Source organism: Pedobacter sp., from assembly GCF_031119335.1.
GTDB lineage: Bacteria > Bacteroidota > Bacteroidia > Sphingobacteriales > Sphingobacteriaceae > Pedobacter.
Genome location: NZ_JAVHXT010000013.1, coordinates 117370 through 140068 on the forward strand (window position 1 = coordinate 117370; position 22699 = coordinate 140068).

The 22699-nt window shown below is 38.2% G+C and carries 22 protein-coding genes and 2 tRNA genes; 9 read left to right on the top strand and 15 right to left on the bottom strand.

Features of this window, described 5'->3' with window-relative positions; all coding sequences use genetic code 11:
• Positions 1–57: 57 nt before the first annotated feature.
• From REI64_RS14210 to atpD, 14 genes are all read right to left on the bottom strand, one after another.
• Positions 58–1545 (bottom strand): ATP-binding cassette domain-containing protein, encoded by a 1488-nt coding sequence (locus tag REI64_RS14210; protein ID WP_308850802.1) that lies wholly within the window; start codon positions 1543–1545, stop codon positions 58–60.
• A gap of 12 nt (positions 1546–1557) precedes the next feature.
• Positions 1558–2157: a 3-isopropylmalate dehydratase small subunit gene (leuD, locus tag REI64_RS14215; protein ID WP_308850803.1), complete on the bottom strand. Its 600-nt coding sequence runs from the start codon at positions 2155–2157 to the stop codon at positions 1558–1560.
• Positions 2158–2238: 81 nt separating this feature from the next.
• Positions 2239–3000 carry a methyltransferase domain-containing protein gene (locus tag REI64_RS14220; protein WP_308850804.1) on the bottom strand — a complete coding sequence of 254 codons (762 nt, stop codon included), beginning with the start codon at positions 2998–3000 and terminating at the stop codon, positions 2239–2241.
• 72 nt (positions 3001–3072) lie between these two features.
• Positions 3073–3375, bottom strand: a complete 303-nt coding sequence (locus tag REI64_RS14225) for an antibiotic biosynthesis monooxygenase (RefSeq protein WP_308850805.1) — start codon at positions 3373–3375, stop codon at positions 3073–3075.
• 140 nt (positions 3376–3515) lie between these two features.
• A complete protein-coding gene (leuC, locus tag REI64_RS14230; protein WP_308850806.1) occupies positions 3516–4919 on the bottom strand; it encodes a 3-isopropylmalate dehydratase large subunit in 1404 nt (467 codons plus the stop codon).
• 150 nt (positions 4920–5069) lie between these two features.
• Positions 5070–6551: a ketol-acid reductoisomerase gene (ilvC, locus tag REI64_RS14235; RefSeq protein WP_308850807.1), complete on the bottom strand. Its 1482-nt coding sequence runs from the start codon at positions 6549–6551 to the stop codon at positions 5070–5072.
• A gap of 314 nt (positions 6552–6865) precedes the next feature.
• Positions 6866–7501, bottom strand: coding sequence for an acetolactate synthase small subunit (gene ilvN, locus REI64_RS14240; RefSeq protein WP_308850808.1), 636 nt, complete (start codon positions 7499–7501; stop codon positions 6866–6868).
• A 79-nt stretch (positions 7502–7580) separates the two neighbouring features.
• On the bottom strand, positions 7581–9323 hold the full coding sequence (gene ilvB / locus REI64_RS14245) for a biosynthetic-type acetolactate synthase large subunit (protein ID WP_308850809.1): 1743 nt from the start codon (positions 9321–9323) through the stop codon (positions 7581–7583).
• Between the two features lie 57 nt (positions 9324–9380).
• Positions 9381–9959 (bottom strand): ORF6N domain-containing protein, encoded by a 579-nt coding sequence (locus REI64_RS14250; protein WP_308850810.1) that lies wholly within the window; start codon positions 9957–9959, stop codon positions 9381–9383.
• A gap of 36 nt (positions 9960–9995) precedes the next feature.
• Positions 9996–11675 (bottom strand): dihydroxy-acid dehydratase, encoded by a 1680-nt coding sequence (ilvD, locus tag REI64_RS14255; RefSeq protein ID WP_308850811.1) that lies wholly within the window; start codon positions 11673–11675, stop codon positions 9996–9998.
• A 206-nt stretch (positions 11676–11881) separates the two neighbouring features.
• A complete protein-coding gene (locus tag REI64_RS14260) occupies positions 11882–12772 on the bottom strand; it encodes a branched-chain amino acid transaminase (RefSeq protein ID WP_308850812.1) in 891 nt (296 codons plus the stop codon).
• A 569-nt stretch (positions 12773–13341) separates the two neighbouring features.
• Entirely contained in the window at positions 13342–13659 is a 318-nt protein-coding gene (locus tag REI64_RS14265; protein ID WP_308850813.1) for a GNAT family N-acetyltransferase, read from the bottom strand.
• Between the two features lie 245 nt (positions 13660–13904).
• On the bottom strand, positions 13905–14150 hold the full coding sequence (gene atpC / locus REI64_RS14270; protein ID WP_097132889.1) for an ATP synthase F1 subunit epsilon: 246 nt from the start codon (positions 14148–14150) through the stop codon (positions 13905–13907).
• A gap of 70 nt (positions 14151–14220) precedes the next feature.
• Positions 14221–15723 (bottom strand): F0F1 ATP synthase subunit beta, encoded by a 1503-nt coding sequence (gene atpD, locus REI64_RS14275; protein WP_308850814.1) that lies wholly within the window; start codon positions 15721–15723, stop codon positions 14221–14223.
• Between the two features lie 151 nt (positions 15724–15874).
• On the opposite strand from atpD, the gene REI64_RS14280 reads away from it, so the two are divergent.
• From REI64_RS14280 to REI64_RS14290, 3 genes are all read left to right on the top strand, one after another.
• The gene (locus REI64_RS14280) at positions 15875–16765 is read left to right on the top strand and encodes an SDR family oxidoreductase (RefSeq protein WP_308850815.1); all 891 of its coding nucleotides are present in this window, start codon (positions 15875–15877) and stop codon (positions 16763–16765) included.
• 103 nt (positions 16766–16868) lie between these two features.
• Positions 16869–17330, top strand: coding sequence for a redoxin domain-containing protein (locus REI64_RS14285; protein ID WP_308850816.1), 462 nt, complete (start codon positions 16869–16871; stop codon positions 17328–17330).
• Between the two features lie 314 nt (positions 17331–17644).
• Complete coding sequence (locus REI64_RS14290) at positions 17645–18796, top strand: acyl-CoA dehydrogenase family protein (protein ID WP_308850817.1); 1152 nt, start codon at positions 17645–17647, stop codon at positions 18794–18796.
• A gap of 131 nt (positions 18797–18927) precedes the next feature.
• Here the strand turns inward: REI64_RS14290 and REI64_RS14295 are convergent, their stop codons facing one another.
• Positions 18928–19314, bottom strand: coding sequence for a hypothetical protein (locus REI64_RS14295; RefSeq protein WP_308850818.1), 387 nt, complete (start codon positions 19312–19314; stop codon positions 18928–18930).
• A 145-nt stretch (positions 19315–19459) separates the two neighbouring features.
• Between REI64_RS14295 and REI64_RS14300 the strand changes: the two genes are divergently transcribed.
• From REI64_RS14300 to REI64_RS14325, 6 genes are all read left to right on the top strand, one after another.
• Positions 19460–20371 carry a hypothetical protein gene (locus tag REI64_RS14300; RefSeq protein ID WP_308850819.1) on the top strand — a complete coding sequence of 304 codons (912 nt, stop codon included), beginning with the start codon at positions 19460–19462 and terminating at the stop codon, positions 20369–20371.
• A 178-nt stretch (positions 20372–20549) separates the two neighbouring features.
• Complete coding sequence (gene rpsU, locus REI64_RS14305) at positions 20550–20744, top strand: 30S ribosomal protein S21 (RefSeq protein WP_308850820.1); 195 nt, start codon at positions 20550–20552, stop codon at positions 20742–20744.
• 174 nt (positions 20745–20918) lie between these two features.
• Complete coding sequence (locus REI64_RS14310) at positions 20919–21800, top strand: tyrosine-type recombinase/integrase (RefSeq protein ID WP_308850821.1); 882 nt, start codon at positions 20919–20921, stop codon at positions 21798–21800.
• Positions 21801–21813: 13 nt separating this feature from the next.
• Positions 21814–22161, top strand: a complete 348-nt coding sequence (gene hpf / locus REI64_RS14315) for a ribosome hibernation-promoting factor, HPF/YfiA family (protein ID WP_308850822.1) — start codon at positions 21814–21816, stop codon at positions 22159–22161.
• 244 nt (positions 22162–22405) lie between these two features.
• Positions 22406–22478: transfer RNA gene (locus tag REI64_RS14320), tRNA-Thr, on the top strand.
• 8 nt (positions 22479–22486) lie between these two features.
• Positions 22487–22569: transfer RNA gene (locus REI64_RS14325), tRNA-Tyr, on the top strand.
• Positions 22570–22699: the final 130 nt, after the last annotated feature.

The following is a 22699-nucleotide window of genomic DNA, read 5'->3' on the forward strand; positions in this document are numbered from 1 at the left end:
ACTGTAGCGTCATTGCGAGGCACGAAGCAATCTCTAATGTTTATCCAGTTAGTAATTCTAAATCACGCTTTCTAATTCTTCTTTGTATATTCTATTTTTATAAATGTCATTGTGTACTACTTCTCCCTTTCTCAGCAATAACTGATGGGTTAAGTTTTTAGGTAGTTGGTCATCGCTATGCGATACGTAAATTAATGTTCTGTTGGTTGTGCACAAACCATCAATCAAAGTATTAAACTGCAAAGTCTGGTGTGCATCTAAACCTTGGCAAGGTTCGTCTAGTACCAATAATTCTGGATTTTTAATGACTGTTCTTGCCAATAAAACCAAACGTTGTTTACCCAATGGCAAAGCAGATAACAAATCGTTTTTATTTGCGGTTAAGCCAAAGTACTCAATCAGCTCGTCAACCTGTGTACGTTTATGCCAGCCAATTTCTTTGTACAAGCCAATGCTATCGAAAAAGCCAGAGGCGATACTTTGCCAAACCGTAGCGTTGAAATCGAAGTACCAATGCAGTTCCGGAGAAATTAATCCGATGTGCTGTTTAATGTCCCAAATGCTTTCGCCTGAACCACGTTTATTGCCGAAAAGGTGAATGTCGTTAGCATACGCTTGTGGATGGTCGCCATTGATTAAGCTCAATAAAGTTGATTTTCCTGAACCATTGTGGCCTTGCAATAACCACTTTTCACCAGCTTTAATTTCCCAATTTACGTTCTTAAGCACTTGCTTCTCACCATAGCTGATGTTCACATCAACCATTTTGATTAACGTTTCACTGCTTGACGTTGGTGCTTCGTGTAAAAATTCGGGAATTTCCTTTTCTTCTAATACGATTAAACTTTTTGACGAAAAAGCAAAATGCTCCGTCAGTTGTCCATCCACTATTTCGCCATACCTATTGATACAGGTAGGAATTTCAGTTTCGTTGCTTACCAAAATGATTTGTACACCTTCGGAGGTGATATCATCCAATAAGGTATTCAGATTTTGGCGAGATTGAATATCTAAACCAGTGTAAGGTTGGTCTAATAGTAAAAGTTGCGGTTTTAGCCATAAAGCTTTTACCAATTGTAACTTTTTGTGTTCGCCGCTTGATAACTCGATGAGCTGGGCATTTCGGAGGGCAGCAAAGCCTAAAGCATTTAAGATAGGTTCTACTTTTGGTAAAGAAAGATTGTTTTCTTTGCCGTAATGTGCTAATTCCGCATTTACGGTTAAGGTATCTTTTACTTGTTGTACATTATAGCGTTGCTGATAATAGAAATTTGCTACACCTTCTACATTTTTGAATTGATACCATTGGGCAATGTATTGGCAGACGGGTTTTGTATCGCTAGCCTTATCAAAGACGACTACAATATCTTCAGTACTTTTTTCTAAACCTGCAATAGCTTTAAGTAAAGCAGTTTTTCCACTACCACTTGCGCCAGTTAATAACCAGTTTTCTCCTTCAGAAATAGTCCAATCCAAGTCCGTTAACACAGCTTTATGGCCGTATTTTAAACTGAATTTAGATATTTGAACTATTGGGTTACTCATTTACTATACTAATTAATAGAACTTAAAGACTTTGTTCTCTTCAAATTTTTCGATTAAATCTGTCTGACTACGAACAAAGTCGATATCATCGTAACCGTTAATCAAGCATGATTTTTTGTAAGGATTAATCTCAAAACTTTCTGAACTGCCAGTAGCATCTATGGTTACTGTTTGCGCTTCTAAATCTACCGTCAAAGTGCTTTTAGTGTCTTTTTCTACTTCGTTAAATATCTCTGCCAAAAAAGCATCGCTCACTTGAATAGGTAACAAGCCGTTGTTCAATGCATTTCCCTTGAAAATGTCAGCAAAAAAACTACTAATTACGACATCAAAACCGTGGTCTTGTATAGCCCAAGCTGCATGTTCACGACTACTGCCACAACCAAAGTTTTTACCTGCAACAAGTACCTTACCGCTATAAATTGGGTTATTTAATGGGAAGTCTGCTTTAGGTTGGTTATCACTATCAAAACGCCAATCGCGGAATAAGTTTTCACCAAAACCTTCTCTGGTGGTTGCTTTTAAAAACCTAGCCGGGATGATTTGGTCTGTATCAACGTTTTCTATATTTACTGGCACTACCGCCGAAGTTAATTTTTCGAATTTTTTCATACCCCTTAATCCCCTAAAGGGGAAATTTTCTGTTATTGTTTTCTATTTTCTCCATCCAAAAGCCCCTTTAGGGGTTTGGGGTTATTTCTTTATCGCCTTTATTCTTAATCTTCTATAGTCTGCAGTCCATTGGCCATCTTTAAAATAAGTAGGCTTTAAAATTTCGATAGCCAAACTGGTCACTGCTGTTGCTTCTTCTTCATTTAGGTTTACAAAAGCGTGTTGCGCAAATTGGTTAATCCATTTCTGCATGCCATCTTCGCCTACTAATTGCGTTGGTCTATCAAACAGCCACATTTGTTCGGTTTCAAATCCGCTAGCCTCAAGCAAAGTAGCATAATGACTAATCGATGGGAAAAACCAAAAATTAGAAATCACTCTGTGCTCTAAACCTAATTGCTTAGCTGCGGTTTCTATGGCATCAATAATAGACTTGATATTACCCTTGCCACCAAATTCCGCTACTAAACGCCCACCATGTTTCAAGCTTTTGTAGATGCCACGTAATAAGCCTCTTTGGTTTTCAATCCAGTGGAAAGTAGCGTTGCTAAATACGGCATCAAATTCACGGTTGTAATCTAAAGCAGCCGCATCTTTTTGCTCAAATTGGATAGTTGGATATTCCCTTTTAGCCAATTCTACCATATCGGCAGAAGCATCTACTCCTGAAACTGTTGCTCCAGCTTCTTGTATCTTAGCAGCTAAATCGCCTGTGCCACAACCTACATCTAAAATATGTTCACCTGCTTTGGCATCAAGCCATTGCAAGACATCAGCTCCGTAGTTAGATACGAAACGATGTTGCTCGTTGTAAAGTTGACTGTCCCAATGTATTTCTGGCATAATTTCCTTTTTTTACCACCTTAGACACCTAAGGGCATTTAAGTTTTATATGTCATGTAATTTACCTTTACTCTAAATCTTAATACCTTCTACCTTTTCAAAGTGTTCTACCGTTGGAAATGGGTCATAAAAATGATGCAATAAAGCTTTCCATTCCTGATATTCCGGAGAACCTCTAAAACCTACGGTATGTGCTTCCAAATCTGTCCAATTTACCAACAGGATATACTTGGCAGGGTTTTCAATACATTTTTGAAGCTGATGCGAAACGTAACCTTCCATGCTTGCAATAATTCGTTCTGCTTTTGTAAAGGCAGCTTCAAATTCTGCAGTTAGGTTTGGGATTACATTTAATATGGCAACTTCTAAAATCATATTTTTACTTTTTGTTTCGTGTTAATTCTTCATTGCAAGGCACGAAGCAATCTTCCAACGTTTGTAATTAAAAGGCATTCGCTTTAAGATTGCTTCGTCGTTCCTCCTCGCAATGACGACCAGCCTTAAACCTTCTACCTTTAAGCTTCCAACAGCTCCCTCACATCAGTAATTTTACCAGTAACTGCTGCTGCTGCTGCGGTTAACGGACTTACCAATAACGTTCTTGCATTTGGACCTTGTCTACCTTCAAAGTTTCTGTTCGATGTAGATACACAATACTTTCCTGCCGGAATTTTATCTTCATTCATCCCTAAACAAGCAGAACAACCTGGTTCACGCAACTGGAAACCAGCACTTTCAAAAATCTTGTCTAAACCTTCTGCAATGGCTTGCGCTTCCACCTGTTTCGAGCCTGGAACAATCCAAACTTCCACATCAGCCGCTTTTTGTTTGCCTTTTACAAACGAAGCCACTTCACGTAAATCTTCTATACGAGAATTGGTACAACTGCCAATAAATACATAATCAATCGGTTTACCAATTAACGAAGCATCATCATCAAAGCCCATATAATCTAGTGCTTTTTGATAAGATAATTGCTCGCTTGTTGGCTGTGCAGCAGTTGAAGGGATTTTATCGTCAATACCAATACCCATACCCGGATTGGTTCCGTAAGTAATCATTGGAGCGATATCAGCAGCATCGAAAGTTAAAACACTATCAAAAGTAGCATCAGCATCGCTGTACAAAGTTTTCCAATAAGCTAAAGCCTCATCCCATTTTTCGCCTTTTGGTGCAAACTCACGACCTTTAATATATTCAAAAGTAGTTTCATCTGGAGCAATTAAACCACCACGAGCACCCATCTCGATACTCATGTTGCAAACCGTCATACGGGCTTCCATGCTTAAAGAGCGAATTGCCGAACCAGCAAATTCCACGAAATAGCCAGTACCACCAGCTGCAGAAATTTTAGCGATGATATAAAGAATGATGTCTTTTGCACCAACGCCTTTGCCTAGCTCGCCATTCACTTCAATTTTCATGGTTTTAGGCTTCGATTGTTGCAAGCACTGTGTTGCAAAAACTTGTTCCACTTGTGAAGTACCAATACCAAAAGCAATAGCACCAAAAGCACCATGCGTAGAAGTATGACTATCGCCACAAACCATCGTTTTTCCCGGTAGGGTAATGCCCAACTCTGGACCAATTACGTGTACAATCCCTTGATAACGATGCCCTAAACCATAAAGTTCTACGCCAAATTCAGCGCAGTTTTTGGTCAACATATCAACCTGATATCTTGAAAGTTCCTCCTTAATTGGTAAATGTTGGTCTAAAGTAGGTACGTTATGGTCTGCCGTTGCCACAGTTTGCTGCGGACGGAAAAGCTTCAAACCACGCTTTCTCAAACCATCAAAAGCCTGAGGCGAAGTAACCTCGTGAATTAAATGCGTATCAATGTACAAAATATCAGGAAAGCCATCTTCACGTTTCACCACGTGAGCATCCCATATTTTTTCTACTAATGTTTTCGCCATCTTTTTATAAATTATTTTTAGTTAACCCCTCCCAACCCTCCCCTAAAAGGGAGGGCTAGTGTAGAGTTTATTTTGTTTGTAGCAAAAATGCAAATTTCACTACGAATTTGCCTAAAGCATTACCAAATTCTCCTTTAGGGGATTTAGGGGTTACGCAGTCTTAATCGACTTCATTGCAGTCATTGCTTTACGCAATTTTCTACCTATAACCTCAACTTCGTGGTCACGTAAAATCTCATTGATAGCAACTAATTCAGCATTATCAACCGAACCATCTTTACCCTCGTTAAAGTTTTTACCTACTAAATCAGTATCAACCGTTTTCATGAAATCAGTTAACAAAGGCTTACAAGCTTGGTCAAATAAGTAGCAACCGTACTCCGCAGTATCAGAAATTACACGGTTCATTTCGAACAGTTTTTTACGAGCAATCGTGTTGGCAATTAGCGGAGTTTCGTGTAAACTTTCATAGTAAGCACTTTCTGGTTTAATACCAGCTTCAACCATCGTTTCAAAAGCCAATTCAACACCAGCTCTTACAAAAGCTACCATTAAAGTATAGTTGTCAAAGTATTCTTGTTCACCTATTTTTACATCACCAGCAGGCGTTTTTTCGAAAGCAGTTTCACCAGTTTCAGCTCTCCATTTCAATAGGTTAGCATCGCCATTAGCCCAATCAGCCATCATAGTGCTTGAGAACTCACCGCTCATGATATCGTCTTGGTGTTTTTGAAACAACGGACGCATGATATTTTTCAATTCCTCAGAAATTTTGAAAGCTTTAACTTTAGCCACATTGCTCAAACGGTCCATCATGCCGCTTACACCACCATGTTTCAAAGCTTCAGTAATCACCTCAACGCCGTATTGTACCAATTTAGAAGCATAACCAGCATCAATTCCTTTTTCCACCATTTTGTCGAAAGAAAGGATAGAACCAGTTTGCAACAAACCACATAAAATTGTTTGCTCGCCCATTAAATCAGATTTTACTTCAGCTACGAAAGACGATTTCAAAACACCAGCTCTATGACCACCAGTACCCACGCAGTAAGCTTTAGCCTGTGCCAAACCTTTACCTTCTGGGTCGTTTTCTGGATGCACAGCAATTAAAGTAGGTACACCAAAACCTCTTAAATACTCAGCTCTAACCTCAGAACCTGGGCATTTTGGTGCCACCATAATTACAGTAATGTCTTTACGGATTTGCATTCCTTCTTCCACAATGTTAAAACCGTGCGAATAAAGCAGGGTAGAATTTTGTTTCATCAATGGCATTACCGCATTAACCACCGAAGTATGTTGCTTATCTGGCGTAAGGTTAATCACCACGTCAGCCGTTGGAATTAATTCTTCATAAGTACCAACTTTGAAATTGTTGTCGGTAGCATTTTTCCAGCTATCTCTTTTCTGCTCGATAGCTTCCTTACGCAAAGCATAAGATACATCCAAACCGCTATCTCTCAAGTTTAAACCTTGGTTTAAACCCTGAGCGCCACAACCTACAACTACCAATTTTTTACCTTTTAATGCATTTATGCCATCCAAAAACTCATCGTTAGCCATGAAATCGCATACGCCTAATTGGTTCAATCTTTCTCTAAGTGGTAATGTGTTAAAATAATTTGCCATTTTTCTATTTAGTTTTTGTGATACACATTTTGCGTATCCACTGATTTATTGTTTTATGTTTTTAGTTCATTTTATTTTTGAAAAGCAAGGTTCTGTGCTCTTCGGTTATTGTAGTCCCGCTTTTTGCTATAATCTTTTTGGTTTCACGTCATCCGTCCCCTTTTTCGTCATTGCGAGGAGGAACGACGTGGCAATCTTTTCGCTGGATTGCCAAAAAGTATTTCCGCTTCAATCGGGTTTAATTTTTAACGGTTGTAAGTTTTACGTTTGGTACAGCAACGTAAAACGTAATACCTAAAACTTACAACTTCTTTCTACATCGTAAAAATCTTCTCGCCCTTATCCAAGAACTCGTTTTCTACACGCTCTTCACCTGGTTCTTCCGCTTCAAATTCTTTCAACTTCTCGTGGAAACCAGCACTATCCTTAATGATTGCCACCCTTGCAGAACGAACAAATTCAATCAGTTCGTAAGGCTCAAGTGCTTTTACCAAAGCATCCGTTTCTTCTTTGTGTCCAGTCACAGAAAAAACAGTATAATCTTTTCTAATCACTACCGCAGTTGCTCCATACTGTCTCAATAAACGTTCTACTGTTACTTTTTCGGTAATCTCTTCCGTAGACACTTTATATAGTGCCAATTCTTGCCAAATCACTTCGCTATCCGTATTGAAGTACACTTTCAGGACTTCAACTTGCTTTTCAATCTGACGGGCTAATTTTCTTACCACTTCATAACTCTCGTTAATTAAAATAGTAAAACGGTGTATGCCCGCAATCTCCGATGGAGAAGTGTTCAAGCTATCGATGTTAATTTTTCTTTTCGAAAATATAATCGAAATACGGTTCAATAAACCAACCCTGTCTTCAGCATAAACCGTGATGGTAAAATCCTGTTTACCCTCGTAATCGGGTTGGCTTTCTATATATTTTATCGTGTCGTTACTCATTGTTTTGCCCCTCTTGTCCCCTAAAGGGGAGGTTTAATTTTATGTCGTTTATCCAAAGCCCCTTTAGGGGTTGGGGTTCTTATTTCAATCTAATTTCACTTACGCTGCAACCTTGTGGTACCATTGGGAAAACGTTATTTTCCTTACCAACCATTACTTCTAAAAGGTACGAACCTTCGTGGTTAATCATCGTTTCCAAAGCCTTTTTAAGTTCAGCTCTTTGGTCTACTTTACTCGCTTCGATGTAGTAAGATTTAGCCAAGGCTACAAAATCTGGACTAGTGATATTCACAAACGAATAGCGCTTATCATGGAACAATTGCTGCCATTGACGTACCATCCCTAAGAATTGGTTATTTAAGATTAGGATTTTGACTGCTGCGCCGAACTGCATAATCGTACCCAACTCTTGTGGTGTCATTTGGAAACCACCGTCGCCAATAATGGCAATAACCGTTTTATTTGGCGCACCATACTTAGCACCAATAGCCGCAGGCAAACCAAAGCCCATAGTACCTAAGCCACCAGAAGTTACGTTGCTACGAGTGTTGTTAAATTTCGCATAACGGCAAGCTACCATTTGGTGCTGACCAACGTCAGTTACAATTACCGCATCTCCACCGCAAATCTCGTTGATGTTTCTTAGCACTTCACCCATGGTCATTTCTTCGCCAGTAGGATATAACTCTGGAGTAATGACTTGGTCTATCTCTTGTTGGTTGTAATCTCTAAATTGAGCAACCCAAGCTTCATGTTTATTTTCGTTTACTAAGTTGGTTAAAATCGGAAGTGTTTCTTTACAGTCACCCCAAACGCCAACTTCAGCTTTTACATTTTTATCAATTTCGGCAGGGTCAATATCTAAATGAACCACTTTTGCCTGCTTCGCATATTTATCTAAACGACCAGTTACACGGTCATCAAAACGCATCCCGATAGCAATTAAAACATCACATTCGTTAGTTAAAACGTTTGGACCGTAGTTACCGTGCATCCCCAACATTCCTACATTTAAAGGATGGTCTGTCGGAATAGCACCTTCGCCCATAATTGTCCAAGCTGCGGGAATGCCAGTTTTTTCAATAAATGCTTTAAATTCTTTTTCGGCAGTTCCTAAAATTACTCCTTGACCAAACAATACAAATGGCTTTTGTGCACTGTTAATCAGTTTAGCAGCTTCTTCAATAAACTCAACCCTAACTTTAGGTTTAGGTCTGTAGCTACGGATATGGTTACACTTTACGTAAGCTTCAAATTCCTCGATTTGCAACTGTGCGTTTTTGGTAATGTCAATCAAAACAGGACCCGGTCTGCCACTTTTAGCAATGTAAAATGCTTTTGCTAATACTTCGGGGATTTCCTTCGCATCAGTAATTTGGTAGTTCCATTTAGTTACTGGCGTAGTAATGTTAATAACATCAGTTTCTTGAAAAGCATCTGTGCCTAAAAGGTGTGCAAATACCTGTCCAGTGATACAAACTAAAGGCGTGCTATCGATTTGTGCATCAGCCAAACCTGTTACCAAGTTGGTAGCACCTGGACCGCTGGTAGCGAAACACACACCAACTCTACCACTTGTACGGGCATAACCTTGAGCAGCATGAATACCACCTTGCTCATGGCGTACCAGAATATGTTCTAACTTATCTGCATAATCGTAAAGCGCATCGTAAATAGGCATAATTGCACCACCTGGGTAGCCAAAAATTGTGCTTACGCCTTCCTCAATAAGGGCATTCAACAACATTTGCGAGCCCGAACCTTTAAAAGTAGGGGAGCTGGTTGTTGCCTTTTTCGTGGCTGTATCTTGTAAGGTTTCCATTTTATATATTTTATGGTTTTTGTCAATTCTGTAATCCCTTTCAGGATTTAGGTTTCTTTATTTTTTATCGATTTTAAAACCGATTTTTTCCCTGTCTTTCCACTTCAATTGCGCTATTTTTTCATCAAGTAAATTGTCCATGGCATCATATAATTCATTCAGCTGTACATCGTGTTCTCCAATTCGCTCTTTAATTTCCGCCAGCTGCTCATTAATATTGCTTTGCTTCATCAATATCTTTCTGATGTCAACAAAGGCTCTCATAATGGCGATGTTCATTTCAATTGCTCTATCACTTCTCAAAACACCACTTAGCATCGCTACACCTTGTTCAGTAAAAGCATATGGCAAGTATCTATTCCCTCCATGCTGTTGCTTAGGTTTTAAAACCTCAATCTCATTAGAGGTTGACAGTACCTGTACACTTGAGGTTTCAAATTGAAACCTCAAGTTGTTCCATTCTTCTTTGGTTAGTTGAAACATAAAATCTTTAGGGAAGCGTTGTATATTACGTTTAACGGCTAAGTTCAACACTTTCGTCTCAACTCCATAAAGCAATGCCAAATCAAAATCGAGCATTACTCGCTCTCCTCTTATTTCATATATTCTGCTTTGAATACTTTTGATAATTTCCATAGCAATATTTTTCTTGGTAGATGTAATTTGCTAGATTTAAGCTTCGTCGGTTACACAACCGCCAGCCGCATCTGTTACTGTTTTGGCATATTTAAACAATACGCCCTTGGTGACTTTCAGTTTAGGTTGTTGCCATTTCGCTCTACGTTCAGCAATGATTTCATCGCTTACTTTTAGTGTGATTTTATTATTTACGGCATCAATTTCAATGATATCTTCATCTTCTACTAAGCCAATTAAGCCTCCTTTGTAAGCTTCTGGTGTAATATGCCCCACCACAAAACCATGAGTTCCACCTGAGAAACGACCATCGGTAATTAATGCAATAGATTTTCCAAGACCAGCACCAATAATCAATGATGTCGGTTTCAGCATTTCAGGCATTCCTGGTGCACCAACTGGGCCTTCGTTTTTGATTACTACGACATCTCCAGGTTTAATTCTACCAGTTGAGATACCAGTTACTAAATCTTTTTCCCCATCAAATACACGAGCCGGACCTTCAAATCTTTCGCCTTCTTTACCAGAGATTTTCGCTACAGAACCTTTTTCTGCTAAGTTTCCGTATAAAACCTGTAAGTGACCAGTAGCTTTTATCGGGTTATCTAATCTTTGAATAATCGGTTGATTGTAATCCATGATTGACTTCACATCCTTCAAGTTTTCCGCAACAGTTTGTCCGGTAACCGTTAAACAATCACCATGTAGTAAACCTTCGTTTAATAAATATTTCAACACTGCAGGCACGCCACCGTATTGATGTAAATCTTGCATCAAGTATTTACCGCTTGGTTTAAAATCAGCTAAAACTGGAGTGATATCGCTCATGCGTTGGAAATCATCTTGTGTAATTTCTACGCCGATAGCTTTACCCATCGCAATAAAGTGCAATACCGCATTGGTACTTCCGCCTAAAATGATAATCGAACGAATGGCATTTTCAAATGCTTTTCTAGTCATGATATCAGAAGGCTTAATATCTCTTTCTAATAAAATTTTGATGTATTTTCCTGCATCTAAACACTCATTTTTCTTTTCATCACTTACTGCCGGATTTGATGAAGAATAAGGTAAGCTCATACCCAAAGCCTCAATAGCAGATGCCATGGTATTCGCAGTATACATTCCACCACAAGCACCTGCCCCTGGACAAGTATGTTTAATGATACCTTGATAATCATCTTCTGATAAATTACCACAGATTTTTTGACCTAGTGCTTCAAAAGCAGAAACGATGTTTAATTCTTCGCCTTTGTAATGTCCTGGTGCAATTGTACCACCGTAAACCATAATAGAAGGACGGTCTAAACGAGCCATTGCCATTATCGCCCCTGGCATATTTTTATCGCAGCCTGGAATAGCAATTACACCGTCGTAATACTGTCCACCACAAATAGTCTCAATACTATCGGCAATAACATCACGGCTAACTAAAGAATAGCGCATTCCATCAGTTCCGTTGCTCATGCCATCGCTTACACCAATGGTATTAAAAGTAAGACCGACTAAATCGTTGTTCCAGACACCTTTTTTAACCACAGCGGCTAAATCATTCAAGTGCATGTTACAAGTGTTGCCATCATAACCCATACTTGCAATGCCCACCTGAGCTTTTGCCATATCAGCATCGGTTAAACCAATTCCGTAAAGCATAGCTTGTGCTGCGGGTTGTGTTGGATCTTGCGTAAAAGTCTTACTGTATTTGTTTAATTCCATTATATATTTGTTGTTCTGTTCAATTCATAAAAAAAACCGCCTCTTTTTGGGAGGCGGTTTCGCTATAGTATCTTTTTCATTATATACAACGATTGCCTTCCCTCAGTTGAGGAATAATGATAATGTTGTTAATAATGACTGTATTTAAACGCATGTGTGGTTTTTGTTGCAGCCAAACATACTAACAAATTATCAAGAAGAGAAATTTATATGATTACTTCATAGTTCACTTTCTCTAATACTAAGTTTTTATAAGCTCTTTGTAAGGTAGCGCCAATGCTATCTCTCCATCTTTGTCTAAACACTACATCATCAATAGTGTGAATGCCCGCGACTTCTACCGCTGTTCCGCAGAAGAATGCACTGTCCGCATCTTTTATAAAATCTACTGTGATTTCTTTTTCAATCACTTCGATATCTAATACTTTGCAAAGTTCTATAATAGTAGCTCTTGTAATTCCCGGTAGGATATTTCCTTTTGCTGGTGTATATAACTTGCCATTTTTCTCAATGAAGATGTTTGCTCCAGGTGCTTCAGCTACTTTGCCAGTCGCATCTAACAATAAGGCTTCATCAAATCCTTTGTTTTTAGCATCTGATGTGGCTAAAATAGAGTTCACATAGTTGCCGCTAATTTTAGCTTCAATCTTTGTAGATTTTGGATTAGGACGTTCGAAAGGAGAGATGCAAACCTTTAATTGTCTATCGCCAAGGTAAGCAGCCCATTCCCAAGCGCATAACATGATAGATACTTTTTCTGGCGCAACCAAGGTCATTTGTGGTTCGCTGAAAACCAAAGGGCGGATGTAGGCATCTTTGAAATTATTCAGTTCGAGCAGTTTGTAAGTTTGTCTAATCAAGTCATCGATGTTCCAATTAAATGGAATGCCTGTTAAATCGCATGAGCGTTTTAACCTCTCGAAATGCTCTCTGGCCTTAAAAATACGCGTAGCATTGTGGGTTTTGTAAGCCCTAATGCCTTCGAATGCTGCAAAGCCATAGTGCAACGATTGACCATATAAGTCAGTCTTTGCCTCTGCCGCCTTTACAAATTGGCCATCTAGATAAATTACCGTGTTCGAATTGTAATAATTCATTTTTGTCTTTTTAGTTGTGTCTTCAATGGTAATGAAGCCTTCATGATTTTTTGTAAAATCATAAGGGTTTGTTTTGTTTTAAAAAAGCGCCCCAGTTTTTTAGAAAGGGGCGCTCATTTTGATGTTACTCAATATTTTATAACGAACCCTTACACTGTTTTAGCAGCAGCACATTAAGCAGCAGTACCAAAGTCAAGTTGACTTGGTTAATACTGTTATTTGCTACAATTAAATTCATGTGAATTAGGGTTTAATTTTCTCGTTGTTTTATAAATACCAATTTAGTATTTGGTTCAAAAAATAGCAATAGAAAAAGTAAAATAATTTTTTAAGTATTAAATTTCGTTTATTCTGTAAATAACAGAATTAAATATCTGATAATATCTGTTTAGGTGGGAGATAAAATGTAAAGCGTAGACCAAATATGAAAACGGTATTTGGTATAAATATTATGCTTGCATTGTATTTAAGCTAATTTCGGCGTAAAAGCCGGAAAGTATGCCAAGGATTTGAATAAAATATGATTTTAATCAAGCCTAATTAATTTCCTTTATCTTGTTGCAAAAAGCTTATTTATCGAAAAGTCTAAGGTATTTGCTCGGTACCAATCTTTTCCATTCTGGATGTCTTTTTACATAAGCAAATACCAAAGGGCATAAAGGAATAAGTTGGTACGCATTGTCTTCCAAATAAACGAGGGTCTTTTCTATTACGGCTGTAGCTGCGCCTCTTCCGGCTAATGCTTCTGGGCTTTCGGTGTGAATGAGCTTGGTAATTTTCTCGTCTTCTTCGTATTCGATAAATGCAATGTGGCCATCTACTGTTAATTCGAAACGTTTAATTTCTTCGTTTTTAATCAATGGGAGGTTTAGGAATTCTTCTTTCATGACCTTATTCGTTTAAATGATATGAACGAAGTTAGAAAGAAAGGATTGGGTTTAGGTTGATGTATGTTAATAAACAGCTATTAGGCTTCTCGTCATTGCGAGCTTTGCGAAGCAATCTTTCAAAGGTATAAAAATCAGTTCGCTTTAAAATTGCTTCATCGCTCCTCATCGCAATGACGACATTGAGCAAAACAAAAAGCCCCGAACTTTCGTTCAGGGCTTTCTAACAGTTTGATGTTTTTGTCTTAAGCTACAACAGCCTCAGCCAAAACAATAATTTTATTATCCAGCACTTCTACTACACCACCTTTAATGTTGTAGATGTTTTCACCTTTTGCTTCTTTTACAATCACAGGTCCATCTTCTAACGTAGAAATGATAGGAGCGTGGTCTCTTAAAATTTGAAAAGAACCCAAAGTTCCAGGAACTGTAACCGCAGTTACTTCGCCTTCGAAAACTTTTTTATCTGGAGTTAATATTTCTAAATTCATTTTATAGTATTGCGTATTGAGTATTGCGTACTGCGATTAAGTCGCTATACGCAATACGCTAATCTCAAATCTAGTTAGCTTCTGCCAATAATTTTTTACCTTTTTCGATAGCATCTTCGATGTTACCTACCAAGTTGAATGCAGCTTCTGGATACTCATCAACTTCACCATCCATGATCATGTTGAAACCTTTGATCGTATCTTTAATGTCTACCAATACACCTTGCAAACCAGTAAACTGCTCAGCTACGTGGAAAGGTTGAGACAAGAAACGTTGAACACGACGAGCTCTGTGTACAGTTAATTTATCTTCTTCAGATAACTCATCCATACCTAAAATCGCGATGATATCTTGTAATTCTTTGTAACGTTGTAAGATCTCTTTTACACGTTGAGCTGTGTTGTAGTGTTCGTCACCTAAAACCGCAGGGTTCAAGATACGTGAAGTAGAATCTAGAGGATCTACCGCTGGATAGATACCTAGCTCAGAGATTTTACGAGACAATACCGTAGTAGCATCTAAGTGGGCGAAAGTTGTAGCCGGAGCCGGGTCAGTTAAATCATCCGCAGGTACGTAAACCGCTTGTACAGATGTAATTGAACCACGTTTTGTTGAAGTAATACGCTCTTGCATTAAACCCATCTCAGTTGCCAATGTTGGTTGGTAACCTACAGCAGATGGCATACGACCTAATAGTGCCGATACCTCAGAACCTGCTTGAGTAAAACGGAAGATGTTATCAACGAAGAAAAGGATATCTTTTCCAGCGCCTTCGCCATCACCATCACGGAAATATTCAGCAACTGTTAAACCTGATAATGCTACACGAGCACGTGCACCAGGAGGCTCGTTCATTTGACCGAATACCAATGTTGCTTTAGAATCTTTTAATTTTTCAGTATCAACAGCGTTCAAATCCCATCCACCTTTTTCCATTGAGTGTAAAAATTCGTCACCATAGTTAATTACACCAGATTCGATAAACTCACGTAGTAAGTCGTTACCCTCACGAGTACGCTCACCCACACCAGCAAACACTGATAAACCAGCGTGAGCTTTAGCAATGTTATTTACCAACTCCATAATTAATACAGTTTTACCTACACCGGCACCACCGAACAAACCGATTTTACCACCTTTTGCATAAGGCTCTAACAAATCGATAACTTTAATACCTGTGAAAAGCACTTCAGTTTCGGTAGATAGGTCCTCAAATTTAGGAGGAGCAGCGTGGATAGGACGACCATCAGTTTTATCAACTGCGTTAATTCCGTCAATAGCTTCACCAACTACGTTGAATAAACGACCTTTAATTTGATCGCCAACAGGCATTTTAATCGCAGCACCAGTATCTACTACGTCCATTCCACGAACTAAACCATCGGTAGAGTCCATTGAAATTGCACGTACACGGTCTTCACCTAAGTGTTGTTGCACCTCAAGAACGATTTTTTGACCATTTTCTTTAGTAATCTCTAAAGCAGAGAAAATTTTAGGTAAAGTGGCATCGTTAACAAAGCTTACATCGACTACCGGTCCTATAATTTGCGCTATCTTTCCAATATTAGGCATATTCTGTATTTGGTAAAATTATAAAAATCAAAATGTTAAAGGCGGTTTTGTGCGCCTGCTTTTCGGTTTGCAAAGTTATAATATTTTCATATAATTTTTACATATAAATAAAATGTTTTTCAACAGTTTATTAAATGCTAATTTAGCTTTGATGAAAACAATATTGGTTACAGGAAGTAATGGGCTTTTAGGGCAGAAAATCACCGAAAAAATCGTTGACGAAAAACGCTTTAATTTAATTGCTACAAACAGAGGCGCAAACAAATTTCCTATAACTGAGGGCTACTTTTACGAAACGATGGATATTTTAGACAGAAGCCAAGTAAAAAAGGTACTGCAAAAATATCTCCCTCATGCTATTATTCATACTGCTGCCATGACCAACGTAGATGCCTGCCACGAACAAAATGGCGCTTGTTGGCAACTGAATGTTGAAGCGACACAAAGTTTGGCATCACTTTGTGAAGAAATGGGTATACATTTTATATATATATCTACAGATTTTATTTTCGATGGCGCTAATGGCCCATACAAAGAAGATGATGAACCCAAGCCAGTAAGTTTTTACGGAGAAAGCAAGTTGGCAGCAGAACGTATCATCCAACAAATGAAAGGCGATTGGGCAATTATCCGTACTATTTTGGTTTACGGCATTCTGAAGGATATGAGCCGAAGTAATATTGTGTTGTGGGCAAAGGGAGCTTTAGAAAAAGGCAATTCTATTAAAGTAGTGAACGACCAGTGGCGTATGCCTACACTCGCAGAAGATTTAGCAGAAGCATGTTTGTTGGCGGTAGAACATAAAGCTAAAGGTATTTACCATATTTCAGGAAAGGATATGATGACTATTGCAGACCTGGTGAGAAAAGTGGCCAGTTTCTGGGGTTTAGATCAAAGTCTTGTCACCGAGATTAGCTCCGATAGTTTAGGGCAAGAAGCAAAGCGCCCAAAAAAGACTGGTTTTATTTTAGACAAAGCAATGACCGATTTGAATTATCAACCTCATAGTTTTGACGAAGGATTAGAGTTGGTGAGCAGGTAGTTGGTAACCTCCTAACTCCCTGAAGGGGGGAAGGTTATACAAAGTCCCCTTTAGGGGATTTAGGAGTCACAATTTGAACAGTTAAACAATTAACCATTATCATATGTCATTACAAGTAGGAGTGCAAGCTCCAGATTTCAAATTAAAAGATACAGAGCTTAAAGAAGTTTCATTGAACGATTTTAAAGGCAAAAAAGTAGTGCTTCACTTTTTTCCTTTGGCCTTTACGGGCGTATGTACTACACAGCTATGCACCATGAGAGATAACTTCGGTTATTACGATGGTTTAAATGCGCAAGTTTTAGGTGTGTCTGTAGATTCTCCTTTTACATTGGCAAAATTCAAAGCAGAGCAAGCTTATCAATTTCCTTTGCTGTCTGATTTCAATAAAGAAACTGCGGCATCTTATGGAGCATTGTATGAAGACTTCTTAGGTTTAAAAGGTATTGCAAAGCGTTCTGCATTTGTAATAGATGAAGAAGGTAAAATCATTTATGCAGAAGTTTTAGAGGATGCCGGCAATTTGCCAGATTTTGCAGCGATTAATAAAGTAGTAGCTGGATAATCTTTTCCTATTTATTAAAAAACGAAATTGCTGCTGCTGCACAGACCCGTTTTTTGTTTGGGGCGATACAACAAATACCTTAAAAATTTACAAAAAAAATAAGGTTTTTTTTGTGTGCTGTGATGTAGCTCGCAATGTTATTGAACTATTTACCAATTCGTTCTATTATAAAAGCAGATAAAATACTTTGAAAGTGTAATTTAATTTGCTTAACATTGTCGTTAACCAAATATAAATCTTACTAAACTGTTTAAATGCAAATAGCTAAAAGCAAAAGTATTTAAGCAGTTTTTTTGTTTTAAAGCTATCTATATATGCACACAGGAATTAGTTTTAACGAAACTGAAAACAGTATCATGATTAAAAACATGGTACGAGACTTCGCCGAAAAGAACATCCGTAAAAATGTAATGGAATGGGACGAAGCACAACATTTTCCAATCGAATTATTTAAAGAGCTTGGGCAGATAGGTCTGATGGGTGTTTTAGTGCCCGAAGAGTATGGCGGTTCAGGATTTGGCTACCAAGAATATGTAGACGTAATTGTCGAGGTAGCTAAAGTTTGCGGTTCGATTGGCCTTTCTTTAGCAGCGCACAATTCGCTATGTACCGGGCACATTCTTGCATTTGGTAGTGAAGCGCAAAAAATGAAGTGGTTGCCAAAGTTAGCAACTGCAGAGTGGATTGGCGCTTGGGGCTTAACCGAAGCCAATACAGGATCTGACGCTTTACGCATGCAAACTACTGCAGTTTTGGATGGTGATGAGTACGTAATTAATGGTGCTAAGAACTGGATTACTCATGGTAAATCTGGTGATGTTGCGGTGGTAATGGTTCGTACAGGCGAAGCAGGAAGCTCTAAAGGAATTTCAGCCATTGTAGTAGAAAGAGGTACGCCAGGTTTCACTGCCGGGAAAAAGGAAAATAAATTAGGTATGCGTGCTTCGGAAACTACCGAAATGATTTTCGACAACTGCCGTGTGCCGAAGGAAAACTTGCTTGGCGTAGAAGGTGAGGGCTTTAAACAGGCCATGAAGGTATTGGATGGTGGTCGTATTTCTATTGCAGCCCTCGGTCTAGGTATTGCAAAAGGCGCTTACGAGTCTGCATTAGCCTATTCAAAAGAAAGGCAACAATTCGGACAAAGTATCTCTAGTTTCCAAGGCATTAGCTTTAAACTGGCTGATATGGCAACAGAGATAGAAGCGGCAGAATTGCTGATCCGTCAGGCGGCAGATTTGAAAAACAGACACCAGCCGGTAAGTAAAGAATCGGCGATGGCAAAGTATTACTCTTCAGAGGTAGCCGTTAGGTGTGCTACCGAAGCGGTACAGATTTTCGGAGGCTACGGCTATACCAAAGATTTTCCAGTAGAGAAATTCTACAGAGACTCTAAGCTTTGTACCATAGGCGAAGGAACTTCAGAAATTCAAAAAATTGTGATCGCCAGAGAAATCATGAAGTAGCTTTTTTCTCTTTATTAAGACTTAGCCACAAATGCCGGATGTTATTGATGAAAATCTGTGCATCTGTGGCTATGCTTTTATTTAAATAAAAATAATGTCTGTACATCTGTGCCCCCACACTAAAGCATCATTTACTGCAATGGCTCACGCATAGATATAATACTATCAACTACATATTTATTAAAGCCACGCCAAGGCAAAGTTCCTTTATATTCACGATAGTGTAGTTCAAAGGTCTTGCCACTGTTCATCATCATCTTTTCAGCAATAGTTTTATTTGCAACGGAGAATTCAAACTCATTTGATTGAATGGTTCCCGTTTGCCTAGATCTTATGCCGGTTTGTATCAGCTTTCCTTCGTAAGTTTTAAAAACGTATCCCTTCTTCACTATGTAGTTCAGTTCTCCTGCTTTAACACCTTCGCCAAACACAAAATAAAAGCGATAGTAAACAATAGAGATTAAAATTAATATGATAATGATTATAGTAATAGCACCGATTTTTTTTCCTGTTGTCATAGGTTGATAAATTTTAAGTGAATTTATGTTTTTTTCATTACTGTAAAAATATTTAATTATTTAGGGTAACAAATTTTTCAAGTGCTTGATATACCTACAAACGGGGTCAAACCCCTTCAATTTAAGTATATTAAAAAACAACGTCATGAAAAATTTAACCTTAATCGCACTAATTGTAATCAGCACATTGTTTGCTTGTAAAAAAGATAAGTCAAACACCGATGCTAAATTATCACTAACAGAGTTTAACAATAAATTTTCTGTTCCTACGCAAAAATTTAATGGTACTGCTGCTGCGGCATTTAGTATTACCGGCACCAAAGGGATTAAATTCGATTTCCCCGCCAATGCTTTTTTAGATGCTGCCGGAAATCCGGTGGCGGGCAACGTCGTGATTAGCTTAAAAGAAGTACTAAGTAAGAGAGATATTGTGCTCTCTGGAAAAGTTACCCAATCTAATGGACAGCTATTAATTACTGGTGGAGAGTTTCAGATCCTGGCCAGTCAGAACGGACAGGCACTTAAATTAAATCCGGCAGTTGCCGTTGCCGTAAGTGTACCAACTACATTTAATACTGATCCAATGAACTTATTTGTATGGGCACCAACAGCCGCATCAGATAGTACTTGGGTGTTAGATCAAAAATCAAGAGTAGCAACCACTACAAATTTCTATCAGTTTAATTTGCCAAACTTTGGATGGATCAATTGCGACTACTTTTACAACAACCCTAATTCGAAAACCACCATTACTGCAAGTCCAGTTTACGCTGGAACTGCGCCAAGCATTAAAGATCAAAGAGCATACATGGTTTTTGATGACATTAAATCTGTAGCTGGTTTGCCATTTGTGTTGGCTATCAATAAACATCAATCTTATCTAAATTCAATGCCGATTGGCCTAAAAGGCAAGTTGATTATTATCTCAACCGATGTTAATGATGTTATTTATTTCGGACATTTAGATTTTACGGTGAGTGCCGACCTACATTTAAATGTGCCAGTTGCACCAGCTACAGCGGCGCAGATAGATGCAGTTTTGAACGACTTGGATTAAGAGTTCACTTATAGTTTTATAGTTTCTGGTTTGTAAAAGGATGTTGTTACAGCATCCTTTTACTGTATTAGATAATAATTGATTAAAAACTTTCTAGTATTCAATAAATTATCTACATTTGCAACCCCAAGCACAAAAGCTGGGATTAAAAAACACGAGAGGAGGTATTTTCAGCGTTATGATTATGATCAATATTAAAGATGGCGAGTCGTTAGACAAGGCGTTAAAACGTTTCAAGAAGAAATTCGAGAAAACTGGTGTGTTAAGAGAACTACGTAGCCGTCAAGCATACGAGAAAAAATCTGTAACTCGTCGTACTGAAGTTAAGAAAGCGATTTACATTCAAGGATTAAACCAAGAAGGACAAGCATAGTCTTTTTTGCCTTAACATATAAAAGAGGATATCTAAAACAGATGTCCTCTTTTTTTTTGGGATAAATTGACGGTACTCATTTTAATAAAAGATTTTCCTCAAATTTTATAAAAAAGCTTTGGCAATGTGTTTTTGTTTTGTAAATTCACCTATCAACCTAATCACTAAATGTAAATGCCAATTAACGACTTTCTGACATATCTACAATACGAAAAGCGTTACTCGCCTCACACCCTGCAGTCGTATCGTACCGATTTGCTTCAGTTTGAGCAATTCTTGAGAAAAGATAACATTCAGCTTAAAGATGCAAAGGCTTTACATATTAAAAATTTCATGGTAGAGCTGCTGCAGCAAGGTTTGTTAGAAACTGCTGTAAATAGAAAGCTGTCTTCATTAAAAAGTCTTTACAAGTTCTTACACAGGGAAGGTAAAATTGACACTAACCCTATCGCATTGGTGAAAACCTTAAAAGCGCCAAAGAAATTACCGGTTTTTGTGGAAGAATTAAAGATGGATGCCTTGTTAGATAATGAACACAGCTTCGATGATTCTTTTGGAGGTAGGAGAGATAAGCTTGTGGTAGAGTTGCTCTTTGGAACAGGTATGCGTTTAGCAGAGCTCATCAATCTTAAAGAAACAGATGTCAACATCTACGATTCAAGTATCAAGGTGTTAGGTAAAAGGAGTAAGGAGCGAATTATTCCGGTACATAAAGTCTTGTTAGATGAAATAAAAGATTTTATAGTGTTGAAAACATTGCAAAATTTCGACAACAAAATACCTTATCTAGTCGTTAGCAATAAAGGAGATCAGGCGTATCCAAACCTAATTTATCGTATAGTGAATAGTTGCTTAACATTAATATCTACTCAAGATAAAAAAAGTCCGCACGTGCTAAGGCATTCGTTCGCTACTAGTTTGTTAAACCGAGGCGCAGATTTGAATGCAATTAAAGAGCTTTTGGGGCATGCCAGTTTAGCTGCCACACAAGTTTATACACATAATTCAGTCGAAAGATTAAAGTCCATTTATAAACAAGCCCATCCGAGGGCGTAAAAAAGGAGGAAAAATGAAAATTAGAGTGCAATCTATCCATTTCAATGCAGACCAGAAGTTACTGGAGTTTATTCAAAAGAAAGTTGACAAGCTAGATCAGTTTTTTGATCAGATTATAAGTGGCGAAGTATATTTAAAATTAGAAAATGTAGAAGACGAAGCCAATAAGATTAGCGAGATTAAATTAATAGTTCCAGGTGGAACTATGTTTGCCAAAGAGCAATGTAAGTCTTTCGAAGAGGCTACAGATTTGGCTATAGAATCACTAAGAAAACAAATTACTAAACATAAAGATAAAACACGAGCAAAATTGAGTGAGCATAAAACTATATTAGCAAACGGAGAAGTGGCTGATTATTAGAGCAATGTTTTGCAATAAAGTATGAATAGGAAATTGGCGAGCATAAACTCGCCAATTTTTTTTGAAAAAATATTTGCAGCTACCAATAATGCGTGTATATTTGCATTCCATTTCGGAAAGGGGTTGTCGCCCAACTCAAAAATGGTCGTTCTGTGAAGAGATAAAAAAATAAAAAAAATGCAGGTGCTGTGTGTGAAAAGATAAATTTTTATATATTTGCGCCACATTTGTTAAAAAGATAAAAGCCTCCTTAGCTCAGCTGGTAGAGCAACTGACTTGTAATCAGTAGGTCATTGGTTCGATCCCGATAGGAGGCTCTTTTTTTGGGGAGATACCAGAGTGGCCAAATGGGACAGACTGTAACTCTGTTGTCGCAAGACTTCGAAGGTTCGAATCCTTCTCTCCCCACACTTGATTTTAGATATTAGATTGACGATTTTTAGATTTAAATCGTATTTCGTAAATCTCCAATCGTAAATCAAAAAGCGGAAGTAGCTCAGTTGGTAGAGCGATAGCCTTCCAAGCTATAGGTCGCGAG